The following is a 19,368-nucleotide window of genomic DNA, read 5'->3' as shown; positions in this document are numbered from 1 at the left end:
GAGAGCCTCTCCCTGGAAATTCTTGTCGTTGATCGCCACGGGAACCTCCTTAACGTTGTTAAGTAGCCGTTGCCCGCAGCTTGCACTTAACGGCGTTAAACTGTCAACCGTGACACTGCGGAGAACCCCCAAGCTCGACCGCGCCCAGGTCGTCGACACCGCCCTGAGGCTGCTGAACGAGGTCGGCCTCGACGGCCTCACCCTGCGCGCGATCGCCACCGAACTGGACGTCAAGGCACCGGCGCTGTACTGGCACTTCAAGGACAAGCAGGCGCTGCTCGACGAGATGGCGACCGAGATCATGCGCCGCATGACGGCCGAGGCGCCGCCGCCCGCGGGCGACTGGCGCCAGGAGTACCTCGCGACCATGCGCACGCTCCGCGCCCACCTGCTGCGCTACCGCGACGGCGCCAGGGTCTACAGCGGCGCCCGCTTCACGGACACCTCGTACGCGCCCGGCCTGGACGCCGCGCTGCGCGTCCTGATCGGGGCGGGCTTCAGCCCGGCCGCCGCCGCCCGCGCCTGGCAGACCGCGTACAGCTACACCATCGGCTACGTCGTCGAGGAGCAGGCCATGGGCCCCAACCCCTTCGCCGGCGAGGAGGGCCAGGACGTCGAGGCGCGCGCCGAACGGCTGGCCGCCCACCCGCTCGCGGCCGAGGCGGGCCGGGTGATGTTCCAGGACTTCGACCTGGGCTACGAGCAGGGCCTGGCGGCGGTGCTGGCCGGAGTCGAGGCGACGCTGCTGGCCTGAGGCCGCCGGAGCCGATCCGGAGCCGCCAGAAAGGACGAACACGGACCAACGCCCGCATTCGACGCCAATTCGATGGACATCGACAGACTTGTCCCCCGATTGGCCGCTCCGGCGCATCATTCCGTACCGTTGCGGTTTACCAATGGTTCACATGCACTCGTCAAGCGCGTTCATCTGCCACGTCTAGCTTCTAGCCGCCGCACCGCGCGTGCTACGCGCGTCACGGCCCCAACTCCTGACACTGATGACGATGACGTCCGAGGAACCAACCATGCACGCAGTCCCCACCCGCAAGCGGTGGCTCCGGTACGGCGCCGGCCTGGTCGGCGCGGCCTCACTGGCCGCCTTCGGCGGTGCGCCCGCCGCCTTCGCGGCCGACGGCCCGCAGACCGCCACACCGATCAAGCACCTGGTGGTGATCTTCCAGGAGAACGTCTCCTTCGACCACTACTTCGGCACCTACCCGAACGCGGCCAACACCGCCGACGACAAGGTGAAGTTCACCGCCAAGCCGGACACCCCCAAGGTCGACGGTCTCGGCGACGACCTGCTCCACAAGAACCCGAACGGCACCAACCCGAAGCGCCTGACCCCGGCGCAGGCCGTCACCTGCGACCAGGACCACACCTACAAGGCCGAGCAACTCGCCTTCAACGGCGGGAAGATGGACAAGTTCGTCGAGCACACCGACGTCGAGAGCTGCAAGGCCCCGATGTTCACCCAGCCCGGCCTGGTGATGGACTACTACGACGGCAACACCGTCACCGGCCTGTGGAACTACGCCCAGCGCTTCGCGATGAGCGACAACTCCTTCGGCACCACCTTCGGTCCGTCCACCCCCGGCGCGCTCAACCTGGTCTCCGGCCAGACCCACGGCGGCTACCCGATCGACCCGAAGACCGGTCAGAAGACCACCGACGCCTACGTGGTGGCCTCCCCGGACGCCAACGGCGTGGGCACCGTCATCAACGACCCGGACCCGGGCTACGACGACTGCTCCAACCCCAAGCACAACCAGCTGGTGATGACCGGCAAGAACATCGGCGACCTGCTCAACGACAAGGGCGTCACCTGGGGCTGGTTCCAGGGCGGTTTCAAGCCGACCGGCACCAAGGACGGCAAGGCCGCCTGCGACACCGCCCACAACAACATCGTGGGCGCCTCGCAGACCGACTACAACCCGCACCACGAGCCGTTCCAGTACTACAAGTCCACCGCGAACCCGGGCCACCTGGCCCCCAAGAACGTGGACGAGGTCGGCCACAACGGCCAGGCGAACCACCAGTACGACCTCACCGACTTCGACGCCGTGCTGGCCAACGGCAACCTGCCCGCCGTCAGCTACCTCAAGGCCGCCAACTACCAGGACGGCCACGCCGGTTACTCCGACCCGCTGGACGAGCAGCACTTCGTCGTCGACACCCTGAACAAGCTCCAGAAGTCCAAGGACTGGGCCTCCACCGCCGTCGTCATCGCCTACGACGACTCGGACGGCTGGTACGACCACAAGTTCGCCGAGCCGGTCAACGGCTCGCGCGACGCCGCCAACGACAGTCTGAGCGGCGCCGGCCAGTGCGGCAAGGACGCCGGCTCGGGCGGCTACGCCGACCGCTGCGGCTACGGCCCGCGCCTGCCGCTGATGGTGCTGTCGCCGTACGCCAGGACGAACTTCGTCGACCACGCGCTCACCGACCAGTCCTCGATCCTGCGCTTCGTCGAGGACAACTGGAAGACCGGCCGGATCGGCGACTCCTCCTTCGACGAGCGCGCCGGCTCCATCGAGGGCATGTTCGACTTCAAGAACGCCCAATCGGCCACCCTGCTGCTCGACCCGGCCACCGGCCAGCCGGCCGGCGGTGACGGCTCCCCGACCGGCCGGCCCACCGGCGGCCCCACCACCACCCCGGCCGGTTCGGCGGACGGGAACGGGAACGGGAACGGAACCGGAAACGGCAACTCCGGCACCGCGGTCGCCGGGGCCACCAGCACCGTCTCCGGCCCGCCGCTGGCCGAGACCGGCGCCAACTCCGGCACCGGCCCGATCGCGGCCGTGGCCGCGGCGCTGCTGGCGGCCGGCGGCGGCGCGGTCTACTACGCCCGCCGCAAGCGTGGCCGTCGCGCCTGACCCACGGCCCGACGACCCGTCGGGCGCATGATCCCGGTACCGCCGGGCCCTGGCGAGGGCCCGGCGGTACCCGCGTTCCGGCGGAGGGCGGACGGAAGGCGAACGGACGGCGGAGGAAGGGCGGGCGGTCAGCGGGCGTTCATGAACTCGCCCACCCGCAGCGCCCGCCGCACGATCCGCACGTCGCCGACGTACCCGTGGAACACCTTGTCGAGCACCCCCGCGTAGGAGTAGCCGCCGAGCATCCACGGGCGCCCCAGCGTGGTCAGCCCGACCGCCGGGGTCGCGGGGTTGCGCGCCACCTCGCAGCCCTCCACGTACATCCGGCTGAGCTTCCCGTCGTTGACCACCGCCACGTGCCACCATCGGTCCAGCGGCAGCTGGTGGCCCCAACAGGTCGACGCCCCGGACTGGTTGAGCGGGTAGACGCACCACTGGAGTGCCGGGGCCTCGGAGACGCTGAGCGTGGCGATCGGCTCCTGCTCGTCCGTCGAGGGGCCGCTCCTCCCCGCCTCGCCAGCCGCCCCCCAGCGGCTGAGGATCGCCGACCAGCGGCTCTGCCCGGAGTCCCAGTCGGCGGGCAGCTTGAAGAAGGCCTCGACGGTGAAGCCGCGCTCGAAGGTCTCCCGGTTCACCGGCGCGTTCGGGGCGGTCTCCAGGTAGCCGCCGCGCACCGGCGAGCGCTTGCCGTCGAAGAGCACGCTGCCGTGGCCCGGCTGGTCGGGGTGGTGCTCGGCGGACCAGGTGAGCGCCGGCTCGGCCGTGCCCGGCGCGGTCCGCGGCAGCAGGTCGTTGCCCTGCCCCGACAGGTCCTTGACGACCTGCTGCGCGCCGACGGCCGTACCGTCGCCACCTCCGCCGTCGAAGCGCCAGTAGGCCACGGTGTCGCGCACCAGCAGTTCGGCGGGCCTCCGCGCCGGGCGCTGCGGGACGGGTGCGAAGGCGGCGAAGCGCTGCTCGAAGTCGATCGGGATCGAGAAGCGGTCCACGTCCGAGGTCAGCTCCGCCTCCCGGGCCGCCAGCGCGTTGCGGTTCTCGGCGGCGGTCTGCTGGATCCACGGCGAGAAGGTCGACACGTCGATGGTGTTGCGGTCCAGGTCGAAGCGGTAGCTGCGGAGCATCGCCGCGCCGCCGTAGTAGCGGTCCTGGTAGTTGGTGATGTGGACGTGCACGTCGTGCCCGGCCTTGTTCTTCAGCACGGTGCGGCCGGGCGGCCAGTAGTGCCCGTTGACGGTGAGGAAGATCTGGTCGTTGCCGCTGATCAGTTTGTCCCACAGCCGCTTGCCGTAGTCGGACAGCGAGGCCTTGCCGTCGGCGCCGGCGTAGGCCAGCTCATGGGTGGTCAGGATCACCGGGAGCGTGGGGTTGGCGGCGATCACGCCGTTGGCCCAGGCGAAGCCGGCGTCCGACAGCCGCCAGTCCAGCGAGAGCAGCATCCAGTCCCGGCCGCCCGCCCGGAAGACGTGGCAGGTGTTGTAGCCGTCCGGGCTGGAGCCTCGGTAGCCGGCGGTGCGGGCGGCCCTGGCCTTGCTGAAGGTCTCCAGGTACGGGGTGGTGCCGCGCCGGTCGTCGGTCGAGGAGCGGACGTCGTGGTTGCCGGCCAGCACGCCGTAGGCGGCGCCCGCGTCGTCCAGCAGGCCGAACACCTTGGTGACCTCGGCGTACTCGGCGGCCAGCCCGTTCTCGGTGACGTCGCCGAGGTGGGCGAGGAAGACGATGTTGTCGTCCGTGCCGTCCTCGCGGTTGACCCCGCCGTCGAGCACGTACCGGACGGAGGCCTCCAGCGGCGCGGGGTGGATCCGGTCCTGGTCGAACAGGTACTGGGTGTCGGGCAGCACGGCCACGGTGAACTGCCGGGCGTCCGGATCGGGCTGCCAGCGGTTCCCGCGCTTCCCCGGCTTCCCGCCGGACTGCTGGTTCCGGCCCTGCTGGTCCTGCTGGTCGTTCGGCTTCGGGGCGGCCGAGGCGGGCCCGGCGGACAGCAGGCCCAGCCCGGCGGAGCCGACCCCGGCACCCAGCAGCCCGGCCCCGCGCAGGAACCGGCGGCGGCTGGCGGCGGCGGGCCCGTCCCCGTCGAGGTCGGCGGTCCGCGGGCAGCCGCAGCCGTGCTCGGGCGCCTGATCGTCGTGCATGTTCGCTCCAAGTGGGGTGGTTCGGGTCCCTGACCGTAGGTTCCGGGAGCGGTCAGAGATCATCGGCCGAGCCACGATCCGCTGAACAGCCGTCGAACGCGACGGACCCGGCGGCCGGGCGGCGGTCGCGACCGGACGGACCCCGCCCTCGGCGGGGCCCGTCGGGCGGGGCTACTCGAACGGCTGCCGGTCCGGGGCGCAGACCTCGCCGCGCGGCGGCAGCAGGCCGTCGACGAGGTAGCGCTCCTCGTGGCCGGCGGCGCAGCCGCTCGGGTTGCCGAGCACGGTGTGGCCCCCGCCGTCCACGGTCAGCAGGCGGCCGCGGTCGAGGGTGTCGGCCAGGGCGCGGGAGCCCTCGTACGGCCAGACCGGGTCGCCGGTGTTGGCGACCACCAGGACGGGCGCGGCGGTGGGCCGGTCCCACGGCCCGTCGTAGCGGTCCCGGGCGGCCTCGGCCGGCCACTGGGCGCAGCGCTCGGTCTGCCAGACCCAGTACGGGCCGGCGGCGCCGGAGCGCGCCCGGGCGAGGTCGGCGAGCGCCGGGTAGTCCGCGCCCGCGGGCGGGTCGACCGTGTCGGCGCACAGCACGCCGAGGACCTGCGGCTGGTTCGGCGGGCCGCCGACCGGCAGCGGCGCCGCGGGTGTGTCGGGAGCGGTCCACAGGCGCTGCAGCTGCTCGCCCAGGCCCGGCCAGCCGGTGCCGGGGGCGCCCGGCACCGGTGCGACGGCGTACAGCAGCACGGCGATGGTCGAGGCGGCGCTCGCCTGGTCATAGGTGACCGCCTGTGCTCCGGTGCCGACGGTGATCGGCCCCCGGTCCAGGCGCTCCGTCAGCGCGGCGAACTTCGCCCGGGTCGCCTCCGGTCCTCCCGCCGAGAAGGCGCAGGCCGCCGGGCCGGCGGCGCCGCAGCGGTCGAGGAAGGTGTTCAGCGCTCGGGCCGAGGCGAGGTCGCTGCCGGCGCGCAGGAAGGGCGGCAGCGCGCGGTCCTGCGGGGTGCGGCCGGTGGACCAGGCGGCCGGGTCGATCGCGCTGTCCAGGACCATGGCGCGCACCCGGCCCGGGAACAGGTTGGCGTAGGTGGCGCCGAGGTACGTCCCGTACGAGGTGCCCAGGTAGCTGAGCCGCCGGTCGCCGACGGCCTGGCGCAGCAGGTCGAGGTCGCGGGCGACGTCGGCGGTGGACAGGTGGGCGAGCAGGCCGGTCCGGTCGTTCCCGGCGCACCGACGGCCCAGCTGGGCGTACGTGTCGGCCCAGCGCGACTGCTGCTCGGCGCCGACCGGGTAGCCCGCGGGGAGCCCGCCGAGCAGGGCCTGTTCGGCGGCGGCGTCCGGGAAGCAGTTCAGGGTGGTGGAGGCGCCGATGCCGCGCGGGTCGAAGCTGACGATGTCGAAGCGCCGGCGCACCTGCTCGGGGAAGCGGTCGAGGACGGCGGGCAGCGCCATCGTGCCGGGCACGCCCGGGCCGCCCGGGTTGTAGAACAGCGTGCCGATCCGGTGCACCTGGTCGTCGGCGGGGCGGCGGATGAGGGCGAGCCGGATCGACGGACCGTGCGGGGCGCGGTAGTCGAGCGGCACCGGGGCGGTGTCGCACTGGAAGCCGGCCGCGCAGGGCTGCTGCCAGGTCAGGTTCGGCACCGGCGGGGCGGGCTGGGCGGCCGAGGCCGCGGCCGGGGTGAGGCCGGCCAGCAGCAGGGCGGCGGCCGTGGCGGCCGTGGCGCGGAAGGCGGCGGCGAGGCGGGGTCGGGGCACGGGCGACTCTCTCTGTTGATCTTCTGATCGGGCGTCACGGAGTCTTCCGCCCTGCGCTGTCAGGTCACCGGCGGACCGCTGTCCGCTCGCTGACAGGGCGCCGTCACGCGATGACCGGCGGCGATCGGGGAGCTCTTGTTGACGTTTCGTCAACAAGTTCGACGCGGCCGCTTGACGGGCCATCGACACGGTCCTAGAACGTAGTCAGCTCCCCCGATCCCCCACCTGCCGGGAGCAGTGGAAGTTCGTCTTCTCGCCCCCCTCACCGAGGAAGAGGCTTTCCCATGCGCATACGCCCTCACTCCGTCGTGTCCGCCGCCGTCGCCGCGCTCGCCCTGGTGACCGCGGTCCCCGCCTCCGCCGCCCCGGGTGACTCCGCCGTCCCGGTGCTGACCGCCGGGAGCGCGGGAGGCACCGCCGTGGCGGCGGGCGACGCGCTCGCCGCGCCGCTCGCCGCGAACACCTCCGCCACCTTCTACTCGACCGCGACCAGCACCACCGGGGTCACCTGCGCCACCTCCCAGCTCTCCGCGACGGTGCTGACCAACCCGGCGGCGCCCGGCACCGCGACCGAGTCCCTGACCGGGCTCACCTTCGGCGACTGCACCAGCAACGTCACCGGCGTCACCTCGGTACAGAGCCTGACGGTCGACACCCTCCCCTACGGCGTCACGGTCGACGACGGCGCCGGCCTGCCCGTCACCCTCACCGGCGGCGGCGCCGGGCCGATCCAGGCCACCGCCGTGCTCAACAGCTGGTTCGGCGCCATCACCTGCACCTACCAGCTCAGCGGCGCGTTCACCGGCAGCGCCGACAACACCGCGCACGGACTGGCCTTCGTCAACGAGCACTTCGCCAAGAGCGGAGGCTCCGGACTGTGCCCCGCCGACGGGTACTTCTCCGCCGCGTACGGGCCGGTCGCCGACACCGGCCAGCCGAGCGCACCGGCGGTCTACGTCAACTGACCGTCCCGTAGCGGCGGTTCAGTCCGCCAGCGCGAAGTACTGCTCCTCCTCCTGCGCGAAGTGCAGCCGCAGCACCCCGTGCAGCCCGTACAGGGTGGCCCGCAGGTCGTCGACCTGGGCGGGGTCGACCCGGTCCCGGTCGGCGCCCGCCAGCTCCAGGTGGGTGCCGATCCGCTCGGCGAGCCGGTGGATCTCGGTGTGGCCCCGGCTCATCGTGGCCGTCACCTCCGGCCCGCCCAGGCTCGCGGCGAGCGCCGGATACAGTTCCCGCTCCTCCGCCCGCTCGTGCGGCAGCAGGCGGTCGGTCAGCAGCCGGTCCACCCGGCGCACGGCCGTCAGGGCGCGCGGGTCCTCCGGCCGGCCCAGCAGGTCGGCGGCCTCCCGGACGGCCTCGACCACCTCGCGCAGCTCGCCGTGCTCCGCCTCGAAGCGGCGCACCAGCTCCTCCGCCTCCTCCCCCAGCTCCGGGGCCCCCTCCCGGCGGCCCGGCCGCAGCGCCCGCAGGGCGTTGAGGATCACCGCGACGTCGATGGCCTCCTGCAACAGCGCGCCGGCGGCGGGCGGCAGCCAGCCGAGGGCCGCGGCGACCATGGCGGCGCCGGACAGGGCCATGCCGCCGGCGGCGCTCTGCACCGCGATCCGGCGGGAGCGGCCGGCGATCTGGGCGGCGTCGGCCAGCCGGTCCACCCGGTCGGTGGTCAGCACGACGTCCGCCGCCTGGGCCGAGGCCCCGGTGCCGCGGGCGCCCATCGCGACGCCCACGTCCGCGGCGGCCAGCGCCGGAGCGTCGTTGACGCCGTCGCCGACCATCACGGTCACCGCGCGTTCCCGCTCGGCCCGGACCGCGGCCTCCTTGCCGGCCGGGGACAGCTGGGCGCGCACCTCGTCCAGGCCCACCGTGGCCGCGATCGCCCGGGCGGGCTCGGGGCGGTCCCCGGTGAGCATGACCAGCCGGGTGACGCCCGCGTCGCGCAGCCGCTGGACCGTCCGGGGCGCGTCGTGCCGCAGCGGGTCGCGCAGCAGCACCGCGCCCGCGACCTCGCCGTCCACCGCCAGCCAGGCGACGGCGGCGCCGTCCAGCGCGGAGCGGTTGCGGACGGCCTGCGCCCAGGCGGGCCAGACCTCGGCCTCGTGCTGGCCCACGCTCACCCGCCGGCCGTCCACCCGCCCGATGAGCCCGCGCCCGGGGTCCTCGGTCACCTCGCTCGCGGGCCGCAGCTCCAGGCCGCGCCGCCGGGCCTCGGCGACGATCGCCTCCCCCAGCACGTGGTTGGAGTACTGGTCGACGGAGGCCGCCAGCGCCAGCACCTGACCGGAGCCGCGGCCGGGCGCGGCGACCACGTCCAGGACCCGGGGCCGCCCGCCGGTGAGCGTGCCGGTCTTGTCCAGCGCGACGGTACGGGCCCGGCCGAGCGTCTCCAGCGCCGCGCCGTCCCGGACGATCACCCCGCGCCGCGCCGCCCGGGAGATGCCGGAGACCACCGCGACCGGCGCGGCCAGCAGCAGCGGGCACGGGGTGGCGACCACCAGCACCGCGACCGCCCGCACCACGTCCCCGGACAGCAGCCAGGCGAGGGCGGCGGCCGTGAGGGAGAGCGGCAGGAACCAGGCGGCGTAGCGGTCCGCCAGCCGTACGGTCGGGGAGCTCTCCTCCCCGGCCTGCTCGGTGAGCCGGACGATCTCCGCGTAGGTGCTGTCCTCGGCCGTGGCGGTGGCCCTCAGATCGAAGGCGCCGGAGACGTTGACGGCCCCGCTGCGGGCCCGGTCGTCCACGGGCCGCTCCACCGGCACGGACTCGCCGGTCAGCGCCGACTCGTCCAGCACCGCCGCGTGCGATGCGATCCGCCCGTCCACCGGGACGGCCTCACCGGGCCCGACCACGAGCAGGTCGCCGGGGCACACCTCGTCCAGCGGCACGGTCTCCAGCCCGGCGCCGGTGCGCCGCCGGGCGGAGCGCGGGGCGTTGCTCACCAGGGCGTGCAGGTCCCGCGCGGCGCGGCGTTCGGCCGCCGCGTCCAGCCAGCGGCCGGTGGCCAGCATCACCGCGATCAGCGCGCCCGCCAGGTACTCGCCGGTGGCCAGGGTGCCGACCAGCGCCAGGACGGCGATCAGGTCGACGCCCGCGCGGCCGCGGCGCAGCGCGTCGTAGACCCAGTACAGGGCGGGGAGCACGGCGGCGACCGTCCCGGCGGCCCAGCAGGCGTCGGCCGCCGTCCCCGCTCCGACCAGCCAGGCGACTCCCCCGGCGGCCAGCGCGCCGAGCGTCGCCACCAGCAGGAAGGGCTCCACGCGCCGGGCGAGGAGCGTCCCCGGAGCGGTGCTTCGGTCCTCGTTCTGCGGGCGGTCTTGAGGGCGGTCTTGAGGGCGGTCCACGACAGGCTCCCTTCGGCAGCACACCGTCCTTCCACTCTGCGCCGACGGGCGCCGCCGAGGGTAGGGCCGCTGGTCCCGGGCCGCGGGGGCCGGAGGGGCCGGACGATCAGACCGGGGCAGAGTCGGACCGATTCGGACGGGATGGGACGATACCTGCCATGTCTAGCAAGTCTCCATCATTCCGGGGCCCTGAGGCCCCGGCGGACCCGCTCCGCCGCCTGCTGCTCGAACTGGGCGAGGCCCTGCTGGGCGGCGGCCTTCCCGTCCATGACGTCGAGGAGGAACTGCACGGGCTGGGGCGGGCGTTGGGGGCTCCGGACGTACGGGTCGCCGCGTTGACCAACGGACTGTTCGTCGCACTGAGCGCGGAGGAGGCCACCCGGTTCCAACCGGTCGGCGGTACGCTCCGGTTCGAACAGACCGCGGACGTGCTCCACCTGGTGCACCGGCTGCGCACGGGCTCGCTCGACGGGCCGCGGGCGCTGGCCGAACTGGACCGGATCCGCCGGGCGCCGGCCCGCTGGCCCGCCTGGGTCGCGGACCTCGGGATGCTGCCGGTCGGGGTGGGCGTCTGCATCTTCCTCCAGCCCGTGGTGGCGAACGTGCTGGTGGCCGGGGTCGGTTCGCTGATCGTGGTGGGGCTGACGATGCTGGCGCGCCGGCTGCCGTACCTGCGGCCGCTGCTGCCCGTCACGGCCGGGTTCCTGGTCGCACTGCTGGTCCTGTCGCTCGCGCGGGCCTCGCTGCTGGAGGGGCCGCTGCGCACCATCGTGGCCACCCTGGCGATCCTTCTACCGGGCGGGCTGCTGGTCACGGGGCTGTCCGAGATAGCCGCGGGCGCCGCCAGCGCGGGGAGCGCCCGGCTGGTGTCGGGCGCGGTGCAGCTCGCGCTGTTCCTCGCCGGGGTGGCCGCCGCCGCGACCGCGATCGGCATGCCGGCCACCGCCCTGGCCAACGTCCAGGTCGCGAAGCCGAGTTGGTGGGTCATCGGGGTGGGGCTGGCGATCGCCGTGGCCGGCCTCGTGATCAATGTGCACACCCCTCCGCCGGCGATTCCGTGGATCGTCGCGGTGATCGCGGTCAGCGTCACCGTCCAGGTGGCGGTGGGCTCGGTCCACGGCGCGGCGATCGGCGGGCTGGCCGGTGCGGCCGCCGCCGGGGCGGCGGCCACCGTGGTGCACTGGCTGCCGGGCAGTCCGCTCTGGCAGGTGCTCTACCTGCCCGCGTTCTGGATCGTGGTGCCGGGCTCCTTCGGCCTGCTCAACACCGCGCAGATCGAGGTCGGCAACGGCGCGCAGTCGCTCCTGGCCGCCGTGTCGGCGGTGTTCGGGGTGTCGATCGGCACCCTGATCGGCTCGGTGATCAGCCGGATCCCGCGCCCCTCGTTCGCCGTCCTCCAGCCGCGGGCCTGACGGGCCCCGACGGGCGCCCGCCGCCGCGGAAGCCGATACTGGCCGGGGCACGGGGCACTTCGAGGAGGAATCGTGGACTACGGTCTCGGCGTCCGGCTCGACCGGCCGTTCCCGCAGGCGGTGGAGGCCGTCACCGCCGCGCTGAAGGAGCAGGGCTTCGGTGTCCTGACCACCATCGACGTCCGGGCGACCCTGCGCGAGAAGCTCGGCGAGGAGCTGGAGGACTACCTGATCCTCGGCGCCTGCAACCCCGGCCTCGCCCACCGGGCGCTGCGGGCCGACCGCCGGATCGGGCTGCTGCTGCCCTGCAACGTGGTCGTCCGGGCGGATGGTGACGCCACGGTGGTCGAGGCCGTGGACCCGCAGATGCTGGTCACCCTGGCGGGCCCCGGCGGCGGGCTGGACGAGGTCGCGGACGAGGCCGCCCGGCGGCTGGGCGCGGCGCTCGACTCCCTGCGGAGCTGACCGGCCCCGGACAGGCCCACGAGTGGGCTCAGCCGCGTGGCGCCCGGGGGAGACGCCGGACGGCGAGCAGCGCGGTGTCGTCCCGCAGGTGGCCGCCGGTGTGCCGGACGACGGCGGAGGCGACCTCGTCCACCAGGTACTCGGGGTCGGTCGCCCCGCGCGTGCCGAGCAGCCCGTCCAGGTGCGCGCGGAGGGCGAAGAAGGCGCCCTGCCGGTCGCGGGCCTCGGTCACGCCGTCGGAGACGATCAGGATGGTCTCGTCCGCTCCCAGGCGCAGCCGCCGGACCTCCGGGAGCCCGCCCGAGAGGCGGGCGAGGCCGATCGGCGCGCCGCCGCCGGACAGCACCTGCCGTACGCCGCCGGGGCCCAGGACGTGCGGCTCTTCGTGCCCGAAGTTGACCATCTCGACCTCCTCCGGCGCGTCCGCGGGGAAGCAGATGATCACCGCCGTGGCGAACCGCTCGTCCTCGGCGCCCAGCCGGACGGCCAGCTGGTTCTGCCGGTGCAGCCGCTCCTCCATCCAGGAGGAGACGGTGGCCAGGTCCTCCTCGTGGAAGGCGGCCTCCCGGAAGCAGCCGACCAGGGCCGCCGCGGTGGAGACCGCCGGCAGTCCCTTCCCCTGGACGTCACCGAGGATGACCCGCGCGCCGTAGGGGGTGGCCAGGACGTCGTAGAAGTCGCCGCCCACCCGGGCCTCGACGTCGGCGGCCAGGTAGCGCGCCGCCGAGTCCACTCCGCCCCAGCCCGGCGGTACCGGCCGCAGCACCACCTCCCGGGTGGTCTCGGCAGCGCCCCGCAGATGGCGGACGTACGCGGCGGCCTGCGCCCGGAAGACGCTGAGCGGCACCGCGAGGACGGCCCCGGCGAGCACCAGGAGGAAGTCCTCGATCCCCTGGGCCTTGGCCCAGACGTTGTCGAGGCCGGGGTAGGCGACGATCGAGAGGCAGGAGAACAGCGCGGTGACCCACGGGCCGCAGAGCGCGGCGGCGGCCACCGGGACCATCACCAGCCAGCTCACGGACGCGAAGGAGCGGGGTGTGGCCGCGTCCACCCCGATGACCGCGGCCAGCAGCACCGCGGGCACCAGCCAGGCGCGGTGGCTGTACCGGATCAGCGCCGGCATCGGCTGCTGCTGCGCCTCCACCGACCGCACGGACCGCCTCCGCAAGCGCCCCTCCTCCCGGCCTTCCGCGCGGCCTCCGGCGGGCCGGCGCGGTCGTGGTCTCCGACCGCGTGTCAGGCGCGAGGCCGCGGGGGCGGAGTGATCCCGCCCCACGGTAGGCGGCGAGGCCCACCGTGGGGGCCGCATCGGCGCGGCGCTCCGCGCCCTCGCCCGATCGGCCCACCCGAACCCACCGGGGCCGGGTCAGCGGTCCACCAGGGCGCCGGCGACATCCCGCAGCGTCCCGGCGATCCGCCGGCCCTCGCCCTGCTCCAGCAGCCGCAGGAGCGGGTTGCTCTGGAGCGAGCCGAGCAGCAGGTGGGCGACCAGTTCGGTGTCCAGGTCCGGGCGCAGTTCGGCGAGCAGCGCGCTGAGGTGGGCGTGCCAGCCCAGGTAGACCGGGTGCGCGGTGGGCGGGGCCTCCCCGGTGGACGGTGCGGCGGTGCCGGCGGCGTGGTCGAGCTCGGCCAGCAGGCTCTTGTTGCGGCCGACCACCTCGACCACGGCGTCCAGGAAGGCGTACAGCCGCTCCCGGGCCGGGGCGCCCGGGCCGAGCGGCGGAGGTCCGCTGCGGACGGCCTCGTCCAGGTCGAGTGCCCGCTCCCGCATCAGTGCGAGCATCAGGCCCGTCCGGCTGCCGAAGCGGTGGAAGACGGTGCCCTTGCCCACCCCCGCGGCGGCCGCGATCTGCTCCATCGAGATCTGCTCGGGCCGGCGCCCGGCGAGGAGTTCCTCGGTGGCGCGCAGGATCGCGCGTCGGTTGCGGACCGCGTCGGCGCGCTCGCGCCTGCCTTCGGACATGGACCGCCGGTCCCCTTTCGTTTCGTGTCCCGTGTTCGGCCCGCTTCCCGTGGACAACTGGACCGGCGGTCCAGTACGGTCCCGAGTGAAAGCTGACCGCCGGTCCAGTTCGTTCCGGGCCGGCCCCGTCGAGGGAGGCACCGATGCTACGCGTCCGCTACCACCAGTACGGCGGCCCCGAGGTCCTGACGCCGGAGGAGGCCGGGACCCCGACGCCCGGGCCGGGCCAGGTCCTGCTGCGCGCCGAGGCGATCGGGGCGAACTTCGTGGACACCAGGTTCCGCCGGGGCGAGCCCGAGGGCTCGGTCTTCCACCGCCCGTTGCCCGGCGTGCTCACCGGGGACGTCGTCGGGACGGTCGAGGCGGTCGGCCCCGACGTCTCCGCCGATCTGGTCGGGCAGCGGGCCGCGGCGCTGTCCGAGGACGCCTTCGCCGAGTTCGCCCTCGCCGACGCCGCCTGGCTGGCCCCGGTGCCGGCGGGCTTCGACCTCGGCGCCGCCAGCATGCTGCCGCTGGGCGGCCCGGTCGCCCTGGGAGTGCTGCGCCTCGGCCGGCTGGCCGCCGGCGAGACCGTCCTGGTCCACGCCGCCGCCGGCGGCATCGGGCACCTGGCCGTCCAGCTGGCGAAGCTGCTCGGCGCGGGCACGGTGATCGCCACCGCCGGTTCGGCGGCCAAGCTCGACTTCGTCCGGGCCCTCGGCGCGGACGCGGCCGTCGACTACCGCTCCCCCGACTGGCCCGAGCGGGTCCGCGCGGCCGCGCCGGGCGGCGTGGACCTCGTCCTCGACTCGGTCGGCGGCGACGTGCTCCAGCGCAGCTTCGAGGTGCTGGCCCCGCTGGGCCGGGTGGTGCTGTACGGCGCCGCCGACGGCCAGCCGGGCAGCGTGCCCGTCATGCGGCTGTTCCGGCTCAACGAGGCCCTCGGCTTCTCCCTCCTCGCCTGGCGCGCGGCCCGCCCCGAGCAGGCCCGCCGGGACGTCGAGGAGATCACCCGGCACTTCGCGACCGGCCGGCTGGCGACGACGGTGCACGCCCGCGTCCCGCTCGCCGAGGCGGCCACCGCCCACCGGCTGCTGGAGGAACGCGCCAACCTCGGCCGCGTCCTCCTGCTGCCCTGACACGCCCCGGCCTGGGCCCGCACGCGAAAGGCCCTCACCGTGAGTACTCCCCGGGCTGGGGTCGTTGGGCCCTGGCCAACTCCCCGGGGAGGCCGCGATCCTGGTCGCCGGACGCGCCGAAGGAACGCGCCGAGCGGCAGGGAAAGGGCCTGGGTGATGGGCGAGTTGGTCACGGTGGGAGCGTTCGAGGGCGGGTCGGCCGGTGAGGTGCCGGCCGAGGCCCGGGAGCGGGTCACGGCCGCCGCGGCCGCCGCGGCGGCGGCCTCCGGGGCGGGAACGCTGGTGGAGGCGCTGCGGGTCAGGCTCGCCGCCGTGACCGGCGGGGTGCTGGCGCAGGTGAACGCCGAGGTGGACGGGCGGCGGATCCGGGTCCAGCAGGCCGTCTCCGGGGCCGGCGACTCGCTCGACCGGGTCGCCGACGCCCTGCGCGGCAGGATCCGGGCCGTCACCGGCGCCTGGGCGCCGCGCCCCTGGTCGACGCAGCACGTGCCGACCCGGCCCGCCCTGCCCGCCGGTGAGCGCCGGATCGTCCGGCGCAAGGAGCCGGCCCTGGTCTGGTGCTCGCCCGAGGCGGCGGCCCGGACGATGGACGCGATGGACTACGACATCCACCTCTTCACCGATCCGGCGACCGAGACCGACGCCGTCGTCTACCGGGTCGGGCCGACCGGCTACCGCCTGGCCCGTACGCTCCCGGCGGGCCCGTCCGGCCGCCGGACCTCGCCGATCACGCTCAGCCCGCACGGCGCGCCCCGGCTCACCGAGGAGCAGGCCGTCGACCGGCTGGCGGGCGCCGAACTGCCGTTCCTGTTCTTCGCCCACCCCGCCGGCGGCCGGGGCCGGGTGCTCTACCGGCGCTTCGACGGCCGGCTCGGCCTGATCGCGGGCAGGGTCTGAAGGAGGGCGGTCCGACGAGCGTGACCCGCCGGGCGGCGGCCCGGCGGGTCACGGGGTCACGCGGGAGGGCCCGTCACATGTTGATCATGTGGCCGGCGAGACCGTGGATGGCCTCCTTGACCGCCTCGCCCAGGGTCGGGTGGGCGTGCACGTTGCGGGCGACCTCGTGGACGGTGAGGTCCCACTGCTGGGCCAGCGTCAGCTCGGGCAGCAGCTCGGTGACCTCGGGGCCGATCAGGTGGGCGCCCAGCAGCTCGCCGTGCGCGTTGTCGCTGATGACCTTCACGAAGCCGATCGGGTGGCCGAGGCCGTGCGCCTTGCCGTTCGCGGTGAACGGGAACTTGGCGACCTTGACGTCGTAGCCCAGCTCGCGGGCCTGCGCCTCGGTGTAGCCGAAGGAGGCGATCTGCGGCTGGCAGTAGGTGGCGCGCGGGATCATGACGAAGTCGACCTCCATGGTCTCCGCCCCGCCGATGGTCTCGGCGGCGATCACGGCCATCGTCTCGGCGGCGTGCGCCAGCATCAGCTTGGCGGTGACGTCGCCGATCGCGAAGATGTGCTCGACGCTGGTGCGGCCGCGGCCGTCCACCGCGATGGCGTTGCGGTCGGTCAGCTTGACCCCGGTGTTCTCCAGGCCGTAGCCGTTGACCCGCGGCGCGAAGCCGATCGCCTGGAGCACCTTGTCGGCCTCCAGCACCTGCTGCCGGCCGTCCTTGGTGACGGTCACCCGGACCTTGGCGTTCGGGTTGCTGTCGTCGATCGACTCGACCCGGGTGGAGGTGTGCACCTCGATGCCCAGCTTGCGGTACTGCTTGGCGAGTTCGGTGGAGACCTCGACGTCCTCCAGCGGCACCACGCGGTCCAGGAACTCGACGATGGTGACCTTGACGCCGTAGTTGTGCAGCACGTACGCGAACTCGACGCCGATCGCGCCGGCGCCCGCGATGATGATGCTCTCCGGCAGCTGCTCGGTGAGGATCTGCTCCTCGTACGTCACCACGCGGTCGCTCAGGCTGGTGCCGGGCAGCAGGCGGGTGGTGGCACCGGCCGCGATGATGCAGTTGTCGAAGGTCACGACGTCGAAGCCGCCGCCGCTGAGCGCGACCTGGATGGAGCGGTCGTCGATGAACGTGCCCCAGCCGTCGATCTCGGTGATGCCGTTCTTCTTCATCAGGTAGTGGACGCCCTTGACCCGGCCGTCGGCCACCGAGCGGCTGCGGCGGAACGCCTCGCCGAAGTCGAAGGACACCTGGCCCTCGACCTTGATGCCGAAGGTCTTGGCCTCCTTGGTGAAGATGTGGGCGAGCTCGGCGTTGCGCAGCAGGGCCTTGGAGGGGATGCAGCCCACGTTGAGGCAGACGCCGCCCCAGTACTTGGCCTCGATGACCGCGACCTTCAGGCCCAGCTGTGCGGACCGGACGGCGGCGGTGTAGCCGCCGGGGCCCGCGCCGAGGACGACGACGTCGTAGTGCGTGCTCATCTTGCTGACTCCTCCGAGGGTGTCACGGTGTCGTGATCTCGGTCCCATGGTGTCAGGACCGGGCTCGGCGCACCCACCGGGTCCCGGCGGTTGCGCTCCGCGCGGCACCGTACAGCGCTCGGGCGCACTTGTCAGTGGGGTCCGCTACGGTGGCTCGCGCCCGCCCCACCAGGGGCGATGTCGGAGGGGAGGGGCCTGATGAACGCAGTGCGCGCGGTGGGCGGGTGGGCCCGCCGCCCGAGGACGGCAGCGGGCCCACCCGGGCGTCAGGCGGTCACCCCGTGGGCGTCGCCGCCGCCCGTACCGCTGATACCCGCGGCGGGGCGCTGGGCCGCGGAGACGGGCCGGCTCAGCGAGGAGAGGTCCCAGGCGTAGGTGCCGACGGCGTGGGCGATCACGTCGATGTTGACGTCGAACGCGTCCATGTCCAGGTTGTCCAGGTCGTCGCAGGCCTTGTGGTAGCAGGGGTCGAAGGCGGTGCCCGCCGTGCCGCCGTAGCGGGCCGCCTGCTCGGGGGACTTGATCACCTCGGCGCCGGTGTCGGTGCCGCCCGCAGGGATGCCCGCGTCGATGAACGGGCCGTAGTCGGAGCGGCCGTTGAAGGCGGACGGGTCGTGCGGCAGGCCCCGGCCGTCCAGGTAGCCGGTCAGGTCCCGCTCGATCTGTGCCGAGCCCTCGGGACCCGCGCCGCCTCCGGCGCTGCCGGAGCCGTTGTAGACGAACTGCGCGTAGTTGGGGGACGCGATCATGTCGAAGTTGAGGTAGAGCCGGACCTTCTTCCGGTCCGCCTCGGAGAGCGACTTCACGTACGCCTCGGAGCCCCGCAGGCCGAACTCCTCGGCGGACCACCAGGCGAACCTGACCTTGTTCCTCACCGGGTGGGCGCCGAGGTTCCTCGCGACCTCCAGGATCCCGGCCGAGCCGGAGCCGTTGTCGTTGACGCCCGGCCCGGCGGGGACGGAGTCCAGGTGGGCGCCGATCATCACGGTGTTGTCCGGGTCCCCGCCGCGGGTCTCGGCGATGACGTTCCAGGTCTTGCGCGGCTCCATGAAGGTGCGGATGTCGAGGGTCACCCGCACCGGGCCGGCGGCGGCCTTCGCGGCCAGCGCCTCCCCGGCGGCCTTGGTGATCCCGCCGGTCGGGACCTTCCCGGCGGTCGGCTCGCCCAGCGTCCCGTTGAGGTCGCCCTCGGCGTTGTTGTAGACGATCGCGCCGACGGCGCCGGCCGCCGCCGCGGCCGCCTGCTTCTCGGCGAAGCTGCACCCGCCGCGCCGGATCAGGGCGATCCGGCCGGTGAAGCCGCCCGCCGGGTAGTCGGCGGGCGTGCAGCCGGTGGTGGCGCCCACCGGGGCGACGGCCAACTCGGCGGTCAGGCCCGCCTGCGGGCCGCTCACCGAGTACGTCATGGCGATCACCGGCACGGACTCGGCCTGCGGGGACACCACGTCCAGCCGCTGCGAGCGCGCCTCGAAGAAGGTGTACTCGAACTCCTGCCGGGAGACCTTGAGCCCGGCCCGCCGGGCCTGCTCGTAGACGTACCGCGCGGACTCGTCGTGCCCGCGGGAGCCGGCCGCTCTGGTGCCGCCGTTGCGGTCGGCGATCCGTTGCAGCGCGGCCAGGGTGTCGTGTGCGTCCTCGGCGCTGCTCGCCTCGACCAGCCGTTCCGCCAGTCTGGCGCCCTTGCGGGCCGGATCCGGGTCGGCGTTCGCGGCTCCCGCGCCGACCAGCAGCAGCGGGGTGACCAGGGTGGCGACGGTCAGCGCGGCGCCCGCGCGGTGCCGGTGGGACGTGGGGCGGGCGGTGCGCGGGCGCGGTAACGGGGTGGTTCGGTCCAGCGGGGTGGAACGGTCGAGCGGGGCGGGCCGGCGACGGGTGCGCAGCTTCAAGGCGACTCCTTCCGACGGTTCGTGGAGTCACGATTTGACATGACCGGCA

General features: G+C 74.2%; 14 protein-coding genes. 7 read left to right on the top strand and 7 right to left on the bottom strand.

The window, feature by feature from the left end; translation table 11 throughout:
• Positions 1-109: 109 nt before the first annotated feature.
• Complete coding sequence (locus tag RZ50_RS21325) at positions 110-754, top strand: TetR/AcrR family transcriptional regulator C-terminal domain-containing protein (protein WP_196951547.1); 645 nt, start codon at positions 110-112, stop codon at positions 752-754.
• Between the two features lie 271 nt (positions 755-1,025).
• On the top strand, positions 1,026-2,879 hold the full coding sequence (locus tag RZ50_RS21320) for a phospholipase C (protein ID WP_217680699.1): 1,854 nt from the start codon (positions 1,026-1,028) through the stop codon (positions 2,877-2,879).
• A 128-nt stretch (positions 2,880-3,007) separates the two neighbouring features.
• Here the strand turns inward: RZ50_RS21320 and RZ50_RS21315 are convergent, their stop codons facing one another.
• Both RZ50_RS21315 and RZ50_RS21310 read right to left on the bottom strand, forming a co-directional pair.
• On the bottom strand, positions 3,008-5,011 hold the full coding sequence (locus RZ50_RS21315; protein ID WP_196947450.1) for a LamG-like jellyroll fold domain-containing protein: 2,004 nt from the start codon (positions 5,009-5,011) through the stop codon (positions 3,008-3,010).
• 171 nt (positions 5,012-5,182) lie between these two features.
• A complete protein-coding gene (locus tag RZ50_RS21310; RefSeq protein ID WP_196947449.1) occupies positions 5,183-6,760 on the bottom strand; it encodes an alpha/beta hydrolase in 1,578 nt (525 codons plus the stop codon).
• Positions 6,761-7,044: 284 nt separating this feature from the next.
• Between RZ50_RS21310 and RZ50_RS21305 the strand changes: the two genes are divergently transcribed.
• Positions 7,045-7,725, top strand: coding sequence for a Tat pathway signal sequence domain protein (locus RZ50_RS21305; protein ID WP_196947448.1), 681 nt, complete (start codon positions 7,045-7,047; stop codon positions 7,723-7,725).
• An 18-nt stretch (positions 7,726-7,743) separates the two neighbouring features.
• Here RZ50_RS21305 and RZ50_RS21300 read toward each other — a convergent pair whose 3' ends face one another.
• On the bottom strand, positions 7,744-10,014 hold the full coding sequence (locus RZ50_RS21300; RefSeq protein ID WP_196947455.1) for a heavy metal translocating P-type ATPase: 2,271 nt from the start codon (positions 10,012-10,014) through the stop codon (positions 7,744-7,746).
• 242 nt (positions 10,015-10,256) lie between these two features.
• Here RZ50_RS21300 and RZ50_RS21295 point away from each other — a divergent pair, with 242 nt between their 5' ends.
• Both RZ50_RS21295 and RZ50_RS21290 read left to right on the top strand, forming a co-directional pair.
• On the top strand, positions 10,257-11,510 hold the full coding sequence (locus RZ50_RS21295) for a threonine/serine exporter family protein (protein ID WP_196947447.1): 1,254 nt from the start codon (positions 10,257-10,259) through the stop codon (positions 11,508-11,510).
• A gap of 72 nt (positions 11,511-11,582) precedes the next feature.
• Positions 11,583-11,975 carry a DUF302 domain-containing protein gene (locus tag RZ50_RS21290; RefSeq protein WP_196947446.1) on the top strand — a complete coding sequence of 131 codons (393 nt, stop codon included), beginning with the start codon at positions 11,583-11,585 and terminating at the stop codon, positions 11,973-11,975.
• 28 nt (positions 11,976-12,003) lie between these two features.
• On the opposite strand, the gene RZ50_RS21285 is transcribed toward RZ50_RS21290, so the two are convergent.
• Together RZ50_RS21285 and RZ50_RS21280 are read right to left on the bottom strand one after the other, a co-directional pair.
• Positions 12,004-13,143 (bottom strand): PP2C family protein-serine/threonine phosphatase, encoded by a 1,140-nt coding sequence (locus tag RZ50_RS21285; RefSeq protein WP_254802899.1) that lies wholly within the window; start codon positions 13,141-13,143, stop codon positions 12,004-12,006.
• 198 nt (positions 13,144-13,341) lie between these two features.
• Positions 13,342-13,938, bottom strand: coding sequence for a TetR/AcrR family transcriptional regulator (locus tag RZ50_RS21280; protein ID WP_196947445.1), 597 nt, complete (start codon positions 13,936-13,938; stop codon positions 13,342-13,344).
• A gap of 143 nt (positions 13,939-14,081) precedes the next feature.
• Here RZ50_RS21280 and RZ50_RS21275 point away from each other — a divergent pair, with 143 nt between their 5' ends.
• Both RZ50_RS21275 and RZ50_RS21270 read left to right on the top strand, forming a co-directional pair.
• Positions 14,082-15,056 (top strand): zinc-binding dehydrogenase, encoded by a 975-nt coding sequence (locus RZ50_RS21275; protein WP_196947444.1) that lies wholly within the window; start codon positions 14,082-14,084, stop codon positions 15,054-15,056.
• Positions 15,057-15,212: 156 nt separating this feature from the next.
• The gene (locus RZ50_RS21270) at positions 15,213-15,953 is read left to right on the top strand and encodes a sigma 54 modulation/S30EA ribosomal C-terminal domain-containing protein (protein WP_254802898.1); all 741 of its coding nucleotides are present in this window, start codon (positions 15,213-15,215) and stop codon (positions 15,951-15,953) included.
• A 73-nt stretch (positions 15,954-16,026) separates the two neighbouring features.
• Here the strand turns inward: RZ50_RS21270 and lpdA are convergent, their stop codons facing one another.
• Both lpdA and RZ50_RS21260 read right to left on the bottom strand, forming a co-directional pair.
• A complete protein-coding gene (gene lpdA, locus RZ50_RS21265; protein WP_196947443.1) occupies positions 16,027-17,433 on the bottom strand; it encodes a dihydrolipoyl dehydrogenase in 1,407 nt (468 codons plus the stop codon).
• A 266-nt stretch (positions 17,434-17,699) separates the two neighbouring features.
• Complete coding sequence (locus tag RZ50_RS21260) at positions 17,700-19,193, bottom strand: M28 family metallopeptidase (protein WP_196947452.1); 1,494 nt, start codon at positions 19,191-19,193, stop codon at positions 17,700-17,702.
• Positions 19,194-19,368: the final 175 nt, after the last annotated feature.

The organism is Kitasatospora sp. SUK 42, from assembly GCF_015776785.2.
In the GTDB taxonomy this organism is placed as follows: domain Bacteria; phylum Actinomycetota; class Actinomycetes; order Streptomycetales; family Streptomycetaceae; genus Kitasatospora.
The sequence above is the reverse complement of the archived record's forward strand: the minus strand, read 5'-3'. Positions and strand labels throughout refer to the sequence as shown.

Coding starts and splice junctions, on each gene's coding strand:
- RZ50_RS21320 (WP_217680699.1), top strand. CDS start 1,026: ATGCACGCAGTCCCCACCCGCAAGCGGTGGCTCCGGTACGGCGCCGGC.
- RZ50_RS21315 (WP_196947450.1), bottom strand. CDS start 5,011: ATGCACGACGATCAGGCGCCCGAGCACGGCTGCGGCTGCCCGCGGACC.
- RZ50_RS21305 (WP_196947448.1), top strand. CDS start 7,045: ATGCGCATACGCCCTCACTCCGTCGTGTCCGCCGCCGTCGCCGCGCTC.
- RZ50_RS21295 (WP_196947447.1), top strand. CDS start 10,257: ATGTCTAGCAAGTCTCCATCATTCCGGGGCCCTGAGGCCCCGGCGGAC.
- RZ50_RS21280 (WP_196947445.1), bottom strand. CDS start 13,938: ATGTCCGAAGGCAGGCGCGAGCGCGCCGACGCGGTCCGCAACCGACGC.
- RZ50_RS21275 (WP_196947444.1), top strand. CDS start 14,082: ATGCTACGCGTCCGCTACCACCAGTACGGCGGCCCCGAGGTCCTGACG.
- RZ50_RS21270 (WP_254802898.1), top strand. CDS start 15,213: ATGGGCGAGTTGGTCACGGTGGGAGCGTTCGAGGGCGGGTCGGCCGGT.
- lpdA (WP_196947443.1), bottom strand. CDS start 17,433: ATGAGCACGCACTACGACGTCGTCGTCCTCGGCGCGGGCCCCGGCGGC.